At 67.9% G+C, this 14,342-nt stretch carries 16 protein-coding genes; 9 read left to right on the forward strand and 7 right to left on the reverse strand.

Annotated elements, in window-relative coordinates:
- Positions 1-3 precede the first annotated feature (3 nt).
- Positions 4-696, reverse strand: a complete 693-nt coding sequence (locus ABD210_RS16290) for a M15 family metallopeptidase (protein ID WP_344112333.1) — start codon at positions 694-696, stop codon at positions 4-6.
- A 175-nt stretch (positions 697-871) separates the two neighbouring features.
- Between ABD210_RS16290 and ABD210_RS16295 the strand changes: the two genes are divergently transcribed.
- Positions 872-2,206, forward strand: coding sequence for a sensor histidine kinase (locus ABD210_RS16295; protein WP_344112334.1), 1,335 nt, complete (start codon positions 872-874; stop codon positions 2,204-2,206).
- Complete coding sequence (locus ABD210_RS16300; RefSeq protein WP_344112503.1) at positions 2,203-2,946, forward strand: response regulator; 744 nt, start codon at positions 2,203-2,205, stop codon at positions 2,944-2,946. The genes ABD210_RS16295 and ABD210_RS16300 overlap by 4 nt, the downstream gene beginning before the upstream one ends.
- A 291-nt stretch (positions 2,947-3,237) precedes the next feature.
- On the opposite strand, the gene ABD210_RS16305 is transcribed toward ABD210_RS16300, so the two are convergent.
- Both ABD210_RS16305 and ABD210_RS16310 read right to left on the reverse strand, forming a co-directional pair.
- Positions 3,238-3,495, reverse strand: coding sequence for a DUF6343 family protein (locus ABD210_RS16305; protein WP_344112335.1), 258 nt, complete (start codon positions 3,493-3,495; stop codon positions 3,238-3,240).
- Positions 3,496-3,608: 113 nt separating this feature from the next.
- The gene (locus ABD210_RS16310) at positions 3,609-3,953 is read right to left on the reverse strand and encodes an MmcQ/YjbR family DNA-binding protein (protein ID WP_344112336.1); all 345 of its coding nucleotides are present in this window, start codon (positions 3,951-3,953) and stop codon (positions 3,609-3,611) included.
- A gap of 165 nt (positions 3,954-4,118) precedes the next feature.
- Here ABD210_RS16310 and ABD210_RS16315 point away from each other — a divergent pair, with 165 nt between their 5' ends.
- The 5 genes from ABD210_RS16315 (at position 4,119) to ABD210_RS16335 (ending at position 10,355) form a co-directional block, all read left to right on the forward strand.
- Complete coding sequence (locus ABD210_RS16315) at positions 4,119-5,159, forward strand: alpha/beta hydrolase (RefSeq protein WP_344112338.1); 1,041 nt, start codon at positions 4,119-4,121, stop codon at positions 5,157-5,159.
- A gap of 208 nt (positions 5,160-5,367) precedes the next feature.
- Positions 5,368-6,114 (forward strand): esterase family protein, encoded by a 747-nt coding sequence (locus ABD210_RS16320; protein ID WP_344112340.1) that lies wholly within the window; start codon positions 5,368-5,370, stop codon positions 6,112-6,114.
- 10 nt (positions 6,115-6,124) lie between these two features.
- Positions 6,125-7,363 (forward strand): ATP-grasp domain-containing protein, encoded by a 1,239-nt coding sequence (locus ABD210_RS16325; protein ID WP_344112341.1) that lies wholly within the window; start codon positions 6,125-6,127, stop codon positions 7,361-7,363.
- Between the two features lie 63 nt (positions 7,364-7,426).
- Positions 7,427-8,296, forward strand: coding sequence for an amidohydrolase family protein (locus ABD210_RS16330; RefSeq protein WP_344112342.1), 870 nt, complete (start codon positions 7,427-7,429; stop codon positions 8,294-8,296).
- 214 nt (positions 8,297-8,510) lie between these two features.
- The gene (locus ABD210_RS16335; RefSeq protein WP_344112343.1) at positions 8,511-10,355 is read left to right on the forward strand and encodes a glycoside hydrolase family 2 protein; all 1,845 of its coding nucleotides are present in this window, start codon (positions 8,511-8,513) and stop codon (positions 10,353-10,355) included.
- A 107-nt stretch (positions 10,356-10,462) separates the two neighbouring features.
- On the opposite strand, the gene ABD210_RS16340 is transcribed toward ABD210_RS16335, so the two are convergent.
- Complete coding sequence (locus ABD210_RS16340; RefSeq protein WP_344112345.1) at positions 10,463-11,035, reverse strand: hypothetical protein; 573 nt, start codon at positions 11,033-11,035, stop codon at positions 10,463-10,465.
- On the reverse strand, positions 11,032-11,154 hold the full coding sequence (locus tag ABD210_RS16345; RefSeq protein WP_344112346.1) for a hypothetical protein: 123 nt from the start codon (positions 11,152-11,154) through the stop codon (positions 11,032-11,034). Before ABD210_RS16345 ends, ABD210_RS16340 begins: the two co-directional genes overlap by 4 nt.
- 71 nt (positions 11,155-11,225) lie before the next feature.
- Here ABD210_RS16345 and ABD210_RS16350 point away from each other — a divergent pair, with 71 nt between their 5' ends.
- Positions 11,226-11,357, forward strand: a complete 132-nt coding sequence (locus ABD210_RS16350; RefSeq protein WP_344112347.1) for a hypothetical protein — start codon at positions 11,226-11,228, stop codon at positions 11,355-11,357.
- Between the two features lie 8 nt (positions 11,358-11,365).
- Here ABD210_RS16350 and ABD210_RS16355 read toward each other — a convergent pair whose 3' ends face one another.
- Positions 11,366-12,343: a YeiH family protein gene (locus tag ABD210_RS16355; RefSeq protein ID WP_344112348.1), complete on the reverse strand. Its 978-nt coding sequence runs from the start codon at positions 12,341-12,343 to the stop codon at positions 11,366-11,368.
- A gap of 254 nt (positions 12,344-12,597) precedes the next feature.
- Between ABD210_RS16355 and ABD210_RS16360 the strand changes: the two genes are divergently transcribed.
- Positions 12,598-13,377, forward strand: a complete 780-nt coding sequence (locus ABD210_RS16360; protein ID WP_344112349.1) for a GntR family transcriptional regulator — start codon at positions 12,598-12,600, stop codon at positions 13,375-13,377.
- Here the strand turns inward: ABD210_RS16360 and ABD210_RS16365 are convergent.
- Entirely contained in the window at positions 13,367-14,311 is a 945-nt protein-coding gene (locus tag ABD210_RS16365; RefSeq protein ID WP_344112350.1) for an MBL fold metallo-hydrolase, read from the reverse strand. The genes ABD210_RS16360 and ABD210_RS16365 overlap by 11 nt on opposite strands.
- Positions 14,312-14,342: the final 31 nt, after the last annotated feature.

Raw genomic sequence — 14,342 nt, forward strand, 5'->3', positions numbered from 1 at the left:
TGGTCAGTCGGCCTTGGCGACCGCGTGTGATTCACGGGCCGGGCATCGCCGGCCCGGCGTGGTGAGCGCCTCGAAGTGCCAGGGCTCGTTGTCATAGCGGCGGCAGATCCCGTAGCGCCAACCGTTCTGGTTCAGCCACACCATCGCCGCCTGCGGGCCGATGTCGACTGCCATGCCTTTGACATGCGCGGAGTACTCCGGGGGGAGCACCCAGCGGGTCGCAGCCTTGTACGAGCCGTATCTCTCGATCGCCTCGCGCAGCAGCTTCTGCTGCTTGGCGACGCTGCGGCGGCCGGAGGTGATGCTGATGGCGACTCCGTCGGCCTTGGCTGCGGCGGTCGCCTTTTTGAGCCGGGACCGCAGCCGCGGCGTCAGGCCTTCATCGCTGCTCTCGTCGTAGGACACCTGAGCGGACTTCGTCGGCTTCGGTGTCGGCTTGGTGGGCTTCTTGCTGGGCGGCGGCATCTTGACCGGCTGAGGCGTCGCCTTGACGCTCAGCTCGACCGCAGGCGGGGCGGTGCCACCGGGACCGGATCCCCCGACGACTGGTTGCTTGTCCGCGGCGGGGTTCAGGTCCAGTAGGTCGGCCAGCTGCGAATGCCAGATCAGCAGCGACGCGACCGCGACCACCCCCGTCACGGACAGCAACCGGGTCCGCACCGAGATCGTGCGGCGCGGCGGCGGCTCGTTGGTCATGGGGTACAGCCTCTCGGGTCGGCGGGGTCGCCACATCGGTCCCAGGGACCGTCCTCGGCAGCCGGAAGTCGGACCTGGGTATGGGGTCGGACGCCCGCTCTCCTCCGAAAGTTGGAGACGCTGCCGTCCGGGCGCAGGAGCCGTACATTGTCACCGACGACTACCCTCAGCAAGTGTGTGGGCTTTCTGGCGTCGGTTGCCGTCGCCGCAGCAGGACTTGCTGCTCGCGGCGCTCATCGCCATCGGCTGGTTCTCCGCGCTGGCGCTGATCAACAACAGCGGGCTGCGGCCGGCCAACCCCAGCGTCAGCTTCGTCACCGGCGTGTTCCTGGTTCTCACTGTCGCGCTGGTGCGGACGATCCCGCGGATCACCCTGGTCTTCGTCTCGCTGCTCTATCCGTTCGTGTACGCCGCGGCCGGCACCGGGCTGGCCGAGCAGATCGGCATCGGCATCTTCGGGCAGCCCGCGATCAGCAACGCGGCTCTGCAGTCCGAGTTGCACCTGGTCCCGCTCCTGGTGGTCGGCTACCTCGCTGCGGCCAGCGGTGTCCGCCGCTTCACCTGCCTGTTCTTCACGATGGGCAGTCTGGCCGGCCTGATGATCGCGCTGCCGACGGTCGTCGCGCTCGTGCTCAGCCACACCCCGGGCATCGTCACCGACCGGTACGAGCGGCTGCCGAGGACCCTGGCCAGTCTCTACAGCTATGTCGACCTTTCATTGTTCGTCTTCGCGGAAGCGCTCACCTGCGGCATGGTGCTGCTGGGCGCGAACGCTCTGCGGCGCCGGAAGAGCCTGCGCGTGCTGGAGCACCGCAACGCCGAACTGGTCCGGTTGCGCGCGATCGAGGCGGAGCGGGTGGCCGCCGCCGAGCGGACGAGGATCGCCCGGGACCTGCACGACGTGGTCTCGCACCACATGAGCGCCGTGGTCATCCGCGCCCAGGCGGCCGACCGGGTGGCGGACGACAAACCCGAAGAGTTGCGCGAGGCCGTCCGCTGGATCATCGCCAGCGGCAAAGAGGCGCTGACCGCGATGCGGGAGACCGTGCGAGTGCTGAACACCGCCTCGCCTGGCGGCGGCGGTGAGACGGCCCCGGTGCCGGAGCTGGCGGATGTCGCGCGGATGGGTGAGCGGTTGAAGGCGGTCGGCGTCGAGGTGACGATGGACCTGCCGACGCGGCGGCGGCAACTCACCTCCGCCACGGATCTGACCGCGGTACGGATCATTCAAGAGGCGTTGACCAATGTGATGGTGCACGCGAAGGCCACCGCCGCCCATGTCAGCTGGCAGAGCGGGCCGCAGGGCGAACTGCTGATCATCGACGACAACGGCGGCGGCGGACCCCCGCCGGTGAATGTGCTCGAGACCGCCCGGCGCAACGAGAGCGGCCGCGGCAACGGACTGATCGGAATGCGCGAACGAGCGCTCGCGAGTGGCGGCACGTTGGCCGTCGCCGCCGGACCACTGGGTGGATGGAGAGTGCAGGCATGGTTGCCGCCGCAGAGGTGACAGAAGAGATCCGGGTCCTGGTGGTCGACGACCAGGGCGTGATCCGGATGGGTTTGGCGATGATCCTCGATCACGAGCCGGACCTGACCACGGTCGCGCAGGCCGGCGACGGCGAGGAGGCGCTCCGGCTGATCGAGCAGTACGACCCGGACGTGGTGTTGATGGACATCCGGATGCCGGTGATGGACGGCCTCGTCGCGACCGAGCGGATCACCGAGGCCAACCGCGAGTCCGGCCGCAGCCGGCCCGCGGTACTGGTGCTGACCACGTTCGACGATGAGGCGTACGTGCTGAGCGCGGTGCGGGCCGGGGCGTCCGGGTTCCTGTTGAAGGACACTGATCCGGATCTGCTGGTGTCTGCCGTGCGGGCAGTCCATCGTGGCGATTCGCTGGTGGATCCGGCATCGACACGGGTGCTGCTGGAGCGTTGCGTCGAGCTGGAGCGGCAGGTCGGCAGCGGGGCCGCGAACCCCGCCCCCGCCGTGTCCCCGGACAACCGCTGGACCGGGCTGCTGGCGCAGTTGAGCGAACGCGAACGGGAGATCCTGGTCTGGATGGCGCGCGGGCTCTCGAACCGCGACCTGGCCGCGAAGCTCTTCGTGAGCGAGACGACGGTGAAGACCCACGTCAGCAGCGTGCTCTCGAAGCTCGGCCTGTCCAGCCGGGTCCAGGCCGTGGTGGTCGCCTACGAGGCGGGCGTCGTCCGCCCCGGCGAGGCCGAGGTCCGCTGGGACGCCTGAGCGCTTGCTGAGCCTGTACTGCGAGGTCTCACAGGTACAGGTAGCACGCGACGGCCGCGACGGCGAGCAGAACGGCGAGGGCCAGCAGCTGGGCACGAGCCGACACCGGTCGGCGTTGGGGAAGGAAATCTCCGGTCACATCGTCAAGGGTGCCCCGCAGCCGGCCGCCGGACATCGGCCTCAAGGACGGTTCTGTTGTGACTTGAGTCGCCCCGGAGTAGCCCCCTCGTCCTACCGAGGGAGGATGCCGCCGCGGACTGTTGCCCTCAGCCCCTGCCTGGGAACGATCCGTCATCGCCGCCCGGTCCGCAGCCGGGTGATCACGATGCCCAGGTCCACGAGGCCGACCAGTGCGAACAGAAGGGGCACCAGGATCAGCAGAACGGGGACCTCCAGGCGGACGAGCATGATGGCGATGAAGATGAAGAGGAGGACACCGATCAGGGCCAGCACGAGGCGCAGGCTCAACGCGCTGCGCGGCGGTTCCGGGCCGTTTCCGTCGAAGAATCGATCACCATTGGGCACGTCCTCACCACCTCGATCAGCCATCCGGTGCCCAGCCCCTTCCCCGCGCATGCGCGGGGCTGCTCGCCGTTGTCCGACGCATCAGGTAGTACCGGCTTTCGTCCCGGGCCTGACGTCGGTCAGCCGTCCGCCCCGAGCTACTCCGCCCCGAACCACTCCGCGATGACCTTCTTCGGGACGCACATGCGCCAGGCGTCGAGCACCAGTTCGCGGAGCTCGGCCTGGTCGATGGCGTCGAGGTGCACCCGGATCCACTGGTAGCGCTCGTCGGACGGGACCGGCCGGAAGAACTTCTCCGGCTCGGCGGCGATGGCGGCGTCCCGCTCTTCCTTCGGGAAGCCTATTCCCATCGATTCCTCGTCCGGGGACACCGCGAGATAGACGATCCGCCCGACCCTGAACTTGATCCGGTCCCCGACCAGCACCTCGTAGCTGCGCGGGAGACCGGCTGTGGCGTTGCGGATGTCCGCCAGGTCGACCATTGCTGCGACTCCCTTCTGCGGTGCGGCTCCTGCCCGCGACCGTACCGCCGGCCGATGACAGAACCTGTCAGTGTTCGCCGCCCTGCTGTGATCTCCGCCTCCTCCTGCGGCTCGAAAGGTCCCGATCCTTCTTGGAACGGTGCATTGACGTCGTACCGTGTTCGGATGTCCGAAAAGCCGGTGATCAGTGCTGTGGAGGGGGCTGAGGTGGTGTTCCGCCTCGCCGATCCGGAGCATGCCCTGCCCGGGGTCCGGCTCTGGGAGGAGCTCGGGCTGGCGGCCGAGCAACTGGAGTTCAAGCCGGTCGACTACGGCTGGGAGTTGCGGCTGCCGCGCCCCTCGGTGCACCGGATGGAGTACCTGTTCGACATCGCCGACAGCGGGATGCGGACGGACCCGACCAACCCGCGCGTGGTCGGCGGCGCCTTCGGTGAGCACTCCTGGCTACCGCTGCCCGGATACGTCGAACCAGCCTGGATCTCCGCCGAGCCGATCGCGTCGAGCCTGACACCGCTGCCGGTGGACCCGACGCCGGTGGGGCCGGTCGACGTCCACGTGTGGGCTCCGGAGGGGATCGCGCCGGGGTTCGAGTTGCCGTTGCTGCTGTCGCACGACGGGCCGGAGTTCGCGTCGTACGCGGGGCTGACGCAGTACGTCGGCGCAATGGTTGCCGAGGGCACCTTGCCGCCGCTGCGGTTGGCGCTGGTACGGCCGGGCTCGAGGAACCTCTGGTACGCCGCCAACCCGCGGTACGCGCAGACCTTGACGAACCACGTGCTGCCGGCGGTCGCCTCGCAGTACAAGAGCAAGCTGCCGGTGATGATGGGCGCGAGCCTGGGAGCACTGGCCGCCCTTTACGCCGAATGGAACCACCCGGGCACGTTCGCCGGGCTTTTCCTGCAGTCCGGGTCGTTCTTCACCCGGGCGACGGATCCGCAGGAATCGAAGTTCGAGTACTACGCCGAGGTGACCGGCTTCGTCCAGCAGGTGCTGACGGCAACGGAGCCGCCGTCGCGGCCGCTGGTGGGGATGACCGCGGGCACGCCGGAGGAGAACGTCCACAACAACCGGGTGATGGCCGCGCACCTGGCCTCGCTCGGCCTTGAGGTCGGCTTCGACGAGACTCCCGACATGCACAACTTCACCGCCTGGCGCGACGTCCTCGACCCCTCCCTCACCAACCTGCTGACCCGCGTCTGGTCGTAGGGGCGAGCGGGTGCGCAAGACACTCGCCGGCTTCGGAGCCGTGTTTGCCGCTGCGGCAGCCACCGGGCGGATCAGTGGCAACGCACTGTTTCGCACGGTCCGCCGGACGCGCGGCGACTGAGCGGACAAGCTCATGACATGGAAGGGTTACCAGCGAGGCATCACCTGCTACATCCTGGTCTGACCGACCGGGAGGAAGTGAGGCTGCATGGAGCGCGAGCAGGTCGAGCTGGACGCTCCCGGGCTTGACCGGCCGGGCACCCTGATCCGGTACGGGCACTACGGGCGACCCGTGCTGGTGTTCCCGAGTGAGCAGGGCCGGGCCTGGGACTACGAGAACAACGGCATGGTCGGAGCCGTCGCGGATCTGGTCGAGGCCGGCCGGGTCAAGCTGTACTGCGTGGATTCCTACGACCGCGTGAGCTGGTCCGACCGGAGCATCCCGTTGGAGGAACGCGCCCGCAGGCACGGGTTGTACGAGTCGTGGATCCTCAACCAGGTCGTCCCTACGATCGGCAGTGACACCCCGGGCGCGTCCGACATCGTGACCACCGGCTGCAGCCTGGGCGCCTTCCACGCGCTGAACTTCGCCATGAAACGAGCAGACCTGTTCCCGGTGGCGATCTGCCAATCGGGGAACTACGACGCCGCGAGCTGGCATGCCTGGGGCGAGCACGGCGAGGCGACGTACTTCAACAACCCGGCCGACTACCTGCCCAACCTGGACGGCGACCACCTGGAGTGGCTGCGGAACCGGGTGTTCTTGGTGCTGACAGTCGGCCAGGGCGACTGGGAGACCCACCCGACCGGCTCGTTGCCATCCGCCCGCGCGACGGCCGCAGTACTGGCTTCCAAGGGCATTCCGCACGAGCTGGACCTGTGGGGCCACGACGTAGCGCACGACTGGCCCTGGTGGCGCAAGCAGCTCGCCCACCACCTTCCCCGCTTCTGTTAGGAGTCTCATCGTGGCTGACCGCTCTCAGCATCTGATCGGGTTGTTGCTCGGCGCCGAGGAGGACTGGCCGCAGGCCTTCGAGGCGCTGCTGGGGCGGGTCGGCCCGGTCAAGGACCAGACTGGTACGACACACGAGTTCAGCGCCGAGCGACTCTCCATCGAGCCGTTCGACCTGAACGACCCCGTCCGGGTCGGGCTGGTGATCGACCGGCTCGCCTACTGGTACTACCACCCGCGCGAGTGGCTGAAGAAGGCCGCGCTGATGAACGGCACGTACTTGCTGAACTCGCCGTTCACGTTCCAGGCGATGGAGAAGCACAGCGCGTACTGCGCGATGCTGCGGCTGGGGCTGAAGATCCCGCGGACCGTGCTGGTGCCGTACAAGAACCCCGTCGACAACGTCCGCTGGGCCTACACGTCGGCCAAGTACAACAGGCCGTTCGACCTGGACGCGATCGCGGACGACCTGGGCTATCCGATGTACATGAAGCCGTTCGACGGAGGCGGGTGGCGCGGCGTCTCCCGCATCAACAACCGCGAGGACCTGCACAAGGCCTATGACGACTCCGGCGAGATGCTGATGCACCTGCAGGCCACGGTCGACTACGAGAAGTTCGCCCGGGCGCTGTCGATCGGCGCCGAGACGATGGTGATGGACTTCCAGCCGGACGAACCGATGCACAACCGGTACGCCGTCTCGCACGACTTCCTCAGCTCGTCCGCGGGTCACCAGGCGGTCGCCATCTCGCGGATCGTGAACGCCTTCTTCGGTTGGGAGTTCAACTCCTGCGAGATGCTGGTCAGCGGCGATTCGGTGCACCCGATCGACTACGCGAACGCCTGCCCCGACGTCGCGGTGACCTCGCTGCACTACTACTTCCCGTGGGCGATCGGCGCACTGGTGAAGTGGTCGGTGTTCTCGCTGGTGACCGGCCGCCGGACCAAGGTCGACCTGCACACCGAGCGGTACTTCGCGGTCGCGGACGACGAGTCGCTCGACTACGACGCCAAGATCGACGCATACCTCGCGTTGGCCGACGAGTACTTCGAAACCGCCAAGTACAACCAGTGGTGCGCCGAGAACCTCCCGCATTTCCAGGACCAGCTGGTCGACTGGGTCTCCGGCGAGGACTTCGACCGCATCATCCGCGAAACGGTCGCGGCCACCTATCCGGCGCACGAGCAGGAGAAGTTCCTAGCCCACTTCCGCGGCCTCACCAGCCTCTGGGTCACCGACCAGTCCCGCTGACCCGACCAGTCGCTGCTGCTCCCTGTGCCGGGTCTTTGAGGCCGGGTCTTTAGGGTAGGCCGGGTGCGCGATGAAGATGTGCCGCGATGGTGGCAGCGGCTGGGTCTCGAGGGACTGGTGGATGTGCACGTGCACTTCCTGCCGGACCAGGTGATGAACGCGGTCTGGGCCTACTTCGACCAGGCTGAGAAGCACTACGGGACCGCCTGGCCGGTCAACTATCGGACTCCCGTCGCCGACCGGCTGGCGACGCTGGATGCGCTCGGCGTGCGGCAGTTCCCGGCGCTGGTCTATCCGCACAAGCCGGACATGGCCGCCTGGCTCAACGCTTGGGCTCGCGAGTTCGCTGCGGAGACCCCCGGCTGCGTGCCCAGCGGGACGTTCTACCCGGAGCCAGGCGCCTCGCAGTACGTGAAGGAGGCCTTGGAGCTCGGCACGCGGATCTTCAAGGTGCATGTCCAGGTCGGGGACTACGACCCGCGCGACGAGGAGCTCGACTCCGTGTGGGGTCAGCTTGCCGAGGCCGGAGTACCGGTGGTTGTGCACTGTGGCTCCGGGCCGATCCCTGGACGGCATACCGGTCCGGGACCGTTCGGCGAGGTACTGCGGAATCACCCGCGGCTGACTGCGGTGATCGCGCACCTGGGGATGCCGGAGTACGAGGAGCATCTGCGGCTGGCCGAGTCGTATCCGAACGTGCACCTGGACACGACGATGGCGTGCACGCCGTTCACCGAGGCGATGATGCCGTTCCCGCGCGAGCTCCGGGCGCGGCTGGGTGCGTTGCCGGATCGGATCGTGCTCGGGTCGGACTTTCCGAACATCCCGTATGAGTACGCCGTTCAGCTGGAGTCGTTGGAACGGCTGGAGCTGGGTGACGAGTGGCTCCGGGCGGTGTGCTGGGACAACGGCGTGCGGCTACTCGGCGAGTAGCCGGCTGCCGCTGTTTGCTCCAGCACGAGGGCGTGTCGTGACACCGAGCGGTACCCGTCATGCATCCACGACACTGGCGGCCACTCGGAGGAGTGGCGTGGAGACGACCCTTTTGACAACGCTGTCTCTTCTTCCGGCGAAGCATTGCTCCTGTAATTTTCAACGTTGTACTGTCGTCTGCGACCCGCCACTCCACCTCACGGGAGGCCCCTCGATGTCCAGCACTCTCCCAGCCTCTGCCCAGCCCCGGACCGGGCAGCCGCGGCCCGAGCATCCGCGGCCGCAGTTCGTGCGGCCGGACTGGCTCAACCTGAACGGCGAGTGGCAGTTCGAGATCGACCGGTCCGACTCCGGGCTGGAGCGCGGCGTCCGCGACCGCGAACTGCAGCAGCGGATCGTCGTCCCGTTCGCCCCTGAGTCGCAGCTGTCCGGGATCGAGAACGTCGATTTCCTGGAGGCCGTCTGGTACCGGACGACGGTGACGATCCCCGCGGACTGGGCCGGCAACCACGCTGTCCTCCACTTCCAGGCCGTGGACCACGACGTGACCGTCTGGGTGAACGACGTCGAGGTGGTCCGGCACCGGGGCGGCTTCACCCCGTTCAGCGCCGACCTGTCCGGTGTGGCCGGGCCTGGCGAGGAGGCCGTGATCGTGGTCCGCGCCCGCGACACCCGGTACGGCGTACAGGCGCGCGGCAAGCAGACCACGAACTACTTCAACTCGGGGTGTCACTACACCAGGACGACCGGGATCTGGCAGACCGTCTGGCTCGAGGCAGTCCCGGAGGTGCACCTGCAGCGGCCGCGGATCAGTCCAGACGTCGCAGGCTCCGCGTTCCACCTCGCCGTACCGGTCTCGGCGAACAAGCCCGGTTGGAAGGTCCGCGCGATCCTCTCGGACGCCGATGGCGAGGTCGTCGAGGCCGAGGTCCGCGCCGATCTCGACCTGGTCCCCCGCCTGGTTCTGCCCGTGCCGGCCGACCGCGTCCGCCTGTGGGACACAACGGACCCGCACCTGTACGGCGTACGGCTGGAACTGGTGGATGCCGAGGGCAACATCGCGGATGCCGCGGACAGCTACGCCGGGCTGCGATCCGTGTCGATCAACGGCCAGGCGATCCTGATCAACGGCAAGCACGTGTTCCAGCGGCTCGTGCTCGACCAGGGGTACTGGCCCCAGAGCCTGATGACGGCTCCTTCGGACGAGGCGCTGGTCGCGGACATCGAGCTGAGCCTGGCCGCCGGGTTCAACGGTGCCCGGCTGCACCAGAAGGTGTTCGAGGAGCGGTTCCTCTACCACGCGGACCGGATGGGCTATCTGGTCTGGGGCGAGTTCGGCGACTGGGGTGCAGGTGTTGCCGAGGGCACCCAGAAGGACAACCAGCAGCCGACCGCGTCGTTCGTGACGCAGTGGCTGGAAGCGGTCGAGCGGGACTACAGCCACCCGTCGATCATCGGCTGGTGCCCGTTGAACGAGACGCACCAACTGCTGCACGACCGGATCACCCAGTTGGACGACGTGACGCGGGCGATGTTCCTTGCCACCAAGGCGGCCGACACGACCCGGCCGGTGCTGGACGCGTCGGGATACTCGCACCGGGTGCCCGAGACGGACGTGTGGGACTCGCACAACTACGAGCAGGACCCGGTCGAGTTCGGGAAGCAGATGGCCGGCCTCGCGGACGGAGCGCCGTACGGGAACACGGGCGGCGAAGAGGGCCGGCCGATCTCCCAGCCGTACAACGGGCAGCCGTACTTCTGCAGCGAGTTCGGTGGCATCTGGTGGAACCCCGAGGCGGCCGCGGCGGAGGGCACCGACAGGGAGGAGTCGTGGGGCTACGGGCAGCGGGTCAAGGACGTGGAGGACTTCTACGACCGCTTCCACGGCCTGGTCGACGTGCTGCTCGACGACCCGTTGATGTTCGGCTACTGCTACACGCAGCTGACCGATGTCTTCCAGGAAGAGAACGGCATCTACCGCTTCGATCGCAGCACCAAGCTGGACGTGCCGCGCATCCACGGCATCCAGACCCGCGCGGCCGCCTTCGAGAAGGACTGACCCTCAGAGCTCCAGTCCTGTCTGCCGAGTCATTCGCACCTGCCGCCTGGTCCCGGCATACTGCACAGTCGCCGGGTTCAGGGCCGGGGTGGTCGCCGAAGCCCCACCTAGCCGGGCTCGCCCTGACCGCTGTCGAAGATCTTGAGCGCGCCGGAGAGGGCGGCCCTGGTCACGGTGAGCTTGCTGTCGACCATGAGCAGTGCGAGGGCCAGCGCCAAGGCCTCGGGGCGTGCCGTTGGGGCGATGATGAGTTTGATTGGCTTCGGACCTCTGAGCCTCTTGACCTCGACCAGCGGGTTACCATCACCGTCCCGCAGTTCCTCGACGTTCGTACCGGTCACCAGATAGGTGTAGCTGCGTTCGCCGACTTCGATCCGGAGCGCGCGGTCCTTCTTGGCCAACCCTCGACCGGACGTGATACGTACGACGACGCCGTCGATCGTCATGGTGGTGCGCTCATCGAGCGGCAAGGGCCCGTTACGCGCGGAGTCCGGGTACCGCACCTCCACAGCCGGAAGGCCTGTCGCGGTAACGGTCGCGACCCGCGGCACGTTGCCCGCCCAGAGTTCGATCTCTCCGTACGGCTCGGCCGCACCGGTCCATCGGAAGTCGGTGTTCCGTCGATGGTGGCGATCGCCTACCGGCTTGGCACGACTGAAGTCGATCTCGATCGTGATCACCTACCTCGAACAGGAGCAGGCAGCTCGTCCGGGATCAGGTCGACGATGCGGTCCCAGACCTCCTTGACGGCGGCCAGGCGCTCGAGTTGCTCCGGGCGGAAGCCGCGTTCGTCCCCCATGACGTGACACCCTATGGGTGCCACCGGTTCACCGGTGGCCGATCTGTCCGCCGTGTGAGGAGGTTCCAGGGATGCCGCCACCCGAGGTCGAGGAGATGCGCGCCCGTGCCGGCCGGCTGCGCGTGCTGGCCGACCAAGTCGAGAAACTCGTCGACGGTGTGAAGGACTATGCGGGCAAGCTGGTGCACCCAGCGGCACACTGAGCCGACTGTCAGAGCCCTTGGAGTAGCAGACTGCTCGCGGCGACACAGATCCACAGCACCGCGCCGAGCAGCAGCGGACGCGGCCCCGCCTGGCGCAGCTCCGCCGGCCGCAGTGACAGGCCGATCGCGACCAACGCTGCGGTGATGAGGACCGTGCCGGCCAAGGAGAGCCCGGCCTGCCAGCCGGCCGGCACCAGTCCCGCGCTGCGCAGTGCGGCGGCCGCGATAAAGCCGATCAGGAACAGCGGCACCATCCGCCGCCACGACAGCTTCCGTCCGCCCGCCGAGCTCGAACGGGCTTCGCGCCGGGACTTCAGAATCACCAGCCCAAGCACGATCGGGACCAGCATCAATGATCGGGTCAGCTTGACGACCAGGGCCTGGTCGCCTGCTTGCTGGGAGTAGGCGTACCCCGCGGCGACAACCGAGGAGGTGTCGTTGATCGCGGTTCCCGCCCAGAGCCCGAAGGCGTCCGGGCTCATGCCGAGCAGGTGACCGAGCGGCGGGAAGAGAAGCACGGCAACGACGTTGAACGTGAAGATCGTGGCCAATGCGTAGGCCACCGAGGACCGCTTCGCGCCGATCGCGGCGCTCGCTGCGGCAATCGCCGAGGCGCCGCAGATCGCAGTACCGATTCCGATCAGGGTCTGTGTGTCGCCGCGCACGCCGAGCAACCGCCCGAACAGCCAAGCGCCGCCGAGCGCAATCGCCAACGTGCCGAGCATCACCGGCAATGAACCACCGCCGACACGGACGACCTGCTGCAAGGACAGGCCGGTTCCTAGTACGACGATCGACAGCTGGAGCAGATTCTTCGACGCGAACTCGTAGCCGGGACGAAGGCGCTCGCCTCGCAGTACAGGTATCGCAACTCCGGCAAGCACTCCCAGCACGATGCCGAACACCGGTCCACCGACCACCGGCACCAGCCGCCCGAGCGGAACCGCAGCTCCGGTCAGGACCAGCACCACGAGCAGCCCAGGCACCCGACCGACCAGCCGGCCGGGACCCGTCGTCCCAGAAGTCGCAACGGATGTCGCCCCGGAAGTGGCAACGGAAGAGGCTGCGGAAGAGGCTGCGGCGGACCGGCGAACCCGCAGGTGTGACCTAACCTCGACGTGCAGCATCCGGTCCGACCTCCTGGCAGTAAATGACCGTACATTTACGTTAAGAGATGACCGGACATTTCGCAAGGCGGCCCTGCTGCAGGCCGCTTCCGACGGCAGGAGCGAACGACCGCATGAGCGAGCGCACGCTCGACCGCACTGGCGGCGAGCCGCTGTGGAAGCAGTTGCAGCACGACCTGGTACGCCGACTCGGCGCCGGGGAGTTCGACGACGTCTTCCCCGGGGAGCTCGCGCTGGTCGAGGACTACCAGGTCAGCCGGCACACCGTGCGGCAGGCGCTCGGCAAGCTCCGCACCGACGGGCTGATCGTCGCGGAGCGCGGGCGGCAACCCCGGGTCGCGACTGCGCCAGAGATCCGCCAGCCGATGGGCGCGTTGTACAGCCTGTTCTCATCGGTGGAGGCGTCCGGCCTGACGCAGCACAGCGTCGTACGGGCGCTGGACGTCAGAGCGGACGGCGTGATCGCGAGCCGGCTGGATCTGGAGGCGTCGATCCCGCTGGTCTATCTGGAGCGGCTGCGGTTCGCGGGTGACGAGCCGCTCGCGCTGGACCGCGTGTGGTTGCCGAAGTCGCTCGCCGAGGGGTTGCTCGAGGCGGACTTCAGCCACACGAGCCTCTACAACGAGTTGGCAGAGCGGACCGGGCTCAGGCTGGACCACGGTCGCGAGGACATCCGCGCGGTGAACCCGACGCCGGCCGAGCGGGCGCTGTTGCATTGCCCGGCGGATGCGGCCGCCTTCTCGATCAATCGGCTCGGCCATGCGCAGGGCCGCAAGATCGAGTGGCGCCACACAGTCGTCCGCGGCGACCGCTTCGCCTTGTCCGCGGAGTTCTCCGCCCACGAGGGCTATCGGCTGACGTCAGCCACCACCACCGCGATTTCTAGAACGTGACTGACTTCAAGTGATCCACGACGACGAACTCGGATCCGGCAGCAGTCGCTGATGCGCGGAGTTTGGTGAGACCACCCCAGTCGACCGCGGGCTTGTCCAGCGGCTGGTCGAAGTCGTCCCAGTGCGTGGCGATCACCGTCTTGACCGGCTTCAGGGTCGCGAGCAGCCGGTCGGTGACACCTGGCTCGCCGCCCGGCGCCGCCAGTACTACGTCGACCTGCAGGTCGCGGAGTGCTCCGGGGTCGAAGCCCGCAGTACTGAGGCTGAGGATGCGCAGACCACCGATGGTCAGCACGTAGGCGAGAGTGCCGCCCTCGACCAGGTCGGCGATCGTGCGCGGCTTGGGCGGTACTGCGCCCGGCCGCGTGCCCGGGTACGCGAACTGATGCCGCTTGCCACCACAAGAGTGCAGCGACTTGTAGACCTCGACGGTGAAACCTTCGAAGGGTAGGTATTCCCCGCCTGTGACCTGGGACAGCTGATCCGACGGTGCGCGCAGAGCCCGGAGCAGGTTGAGGTGGGTCTCGTTGCCGAGCACTGTCGCCTTGGTCTTGCGCGCGATGTAGGGCACGTCTGGCAGATGGTCGTAGTGGGCGTGATGGACCAGGATCGCGTCTGCGGTGGTGACGTACCGGTCGATGACGGCCGGCTTGCTGACTATCCGGGTCGCGGGGTCGGCGCCCTCGGCGGAGTACGTGCCAGTGTGGAAGCGGGTCAGCCAGGGATCCGTCAGCACGACCGACTTGCCGCAGCGGATCTGCCAGGCGTGGTTCCCCCACCAGGTGAACTCGACCGGCTCGCGCTCGGCCCCGGCCTGCTGAGCCTCGGCCTGCTGTGCCGTCGCCTGCCCCGCCCCGCGTACTCCGACCACTCCCGCTCCGCCGATCGCCGCTGCAGTCGCGCCCATCAGAACACCCCTGCGACTCACCGTCATGTCGTCTCCTCCCCTGCTCCGGACCGCCCGG

Origin of the sequence: Kribbella alba (assembly GCF_039529635.1) — a bacterium.
GTDB lineage: Bacteria > Actinomycetota > Actinomycetes > Propionibacteriales > Kribbellaceae > Kribbella > Kribbella alba.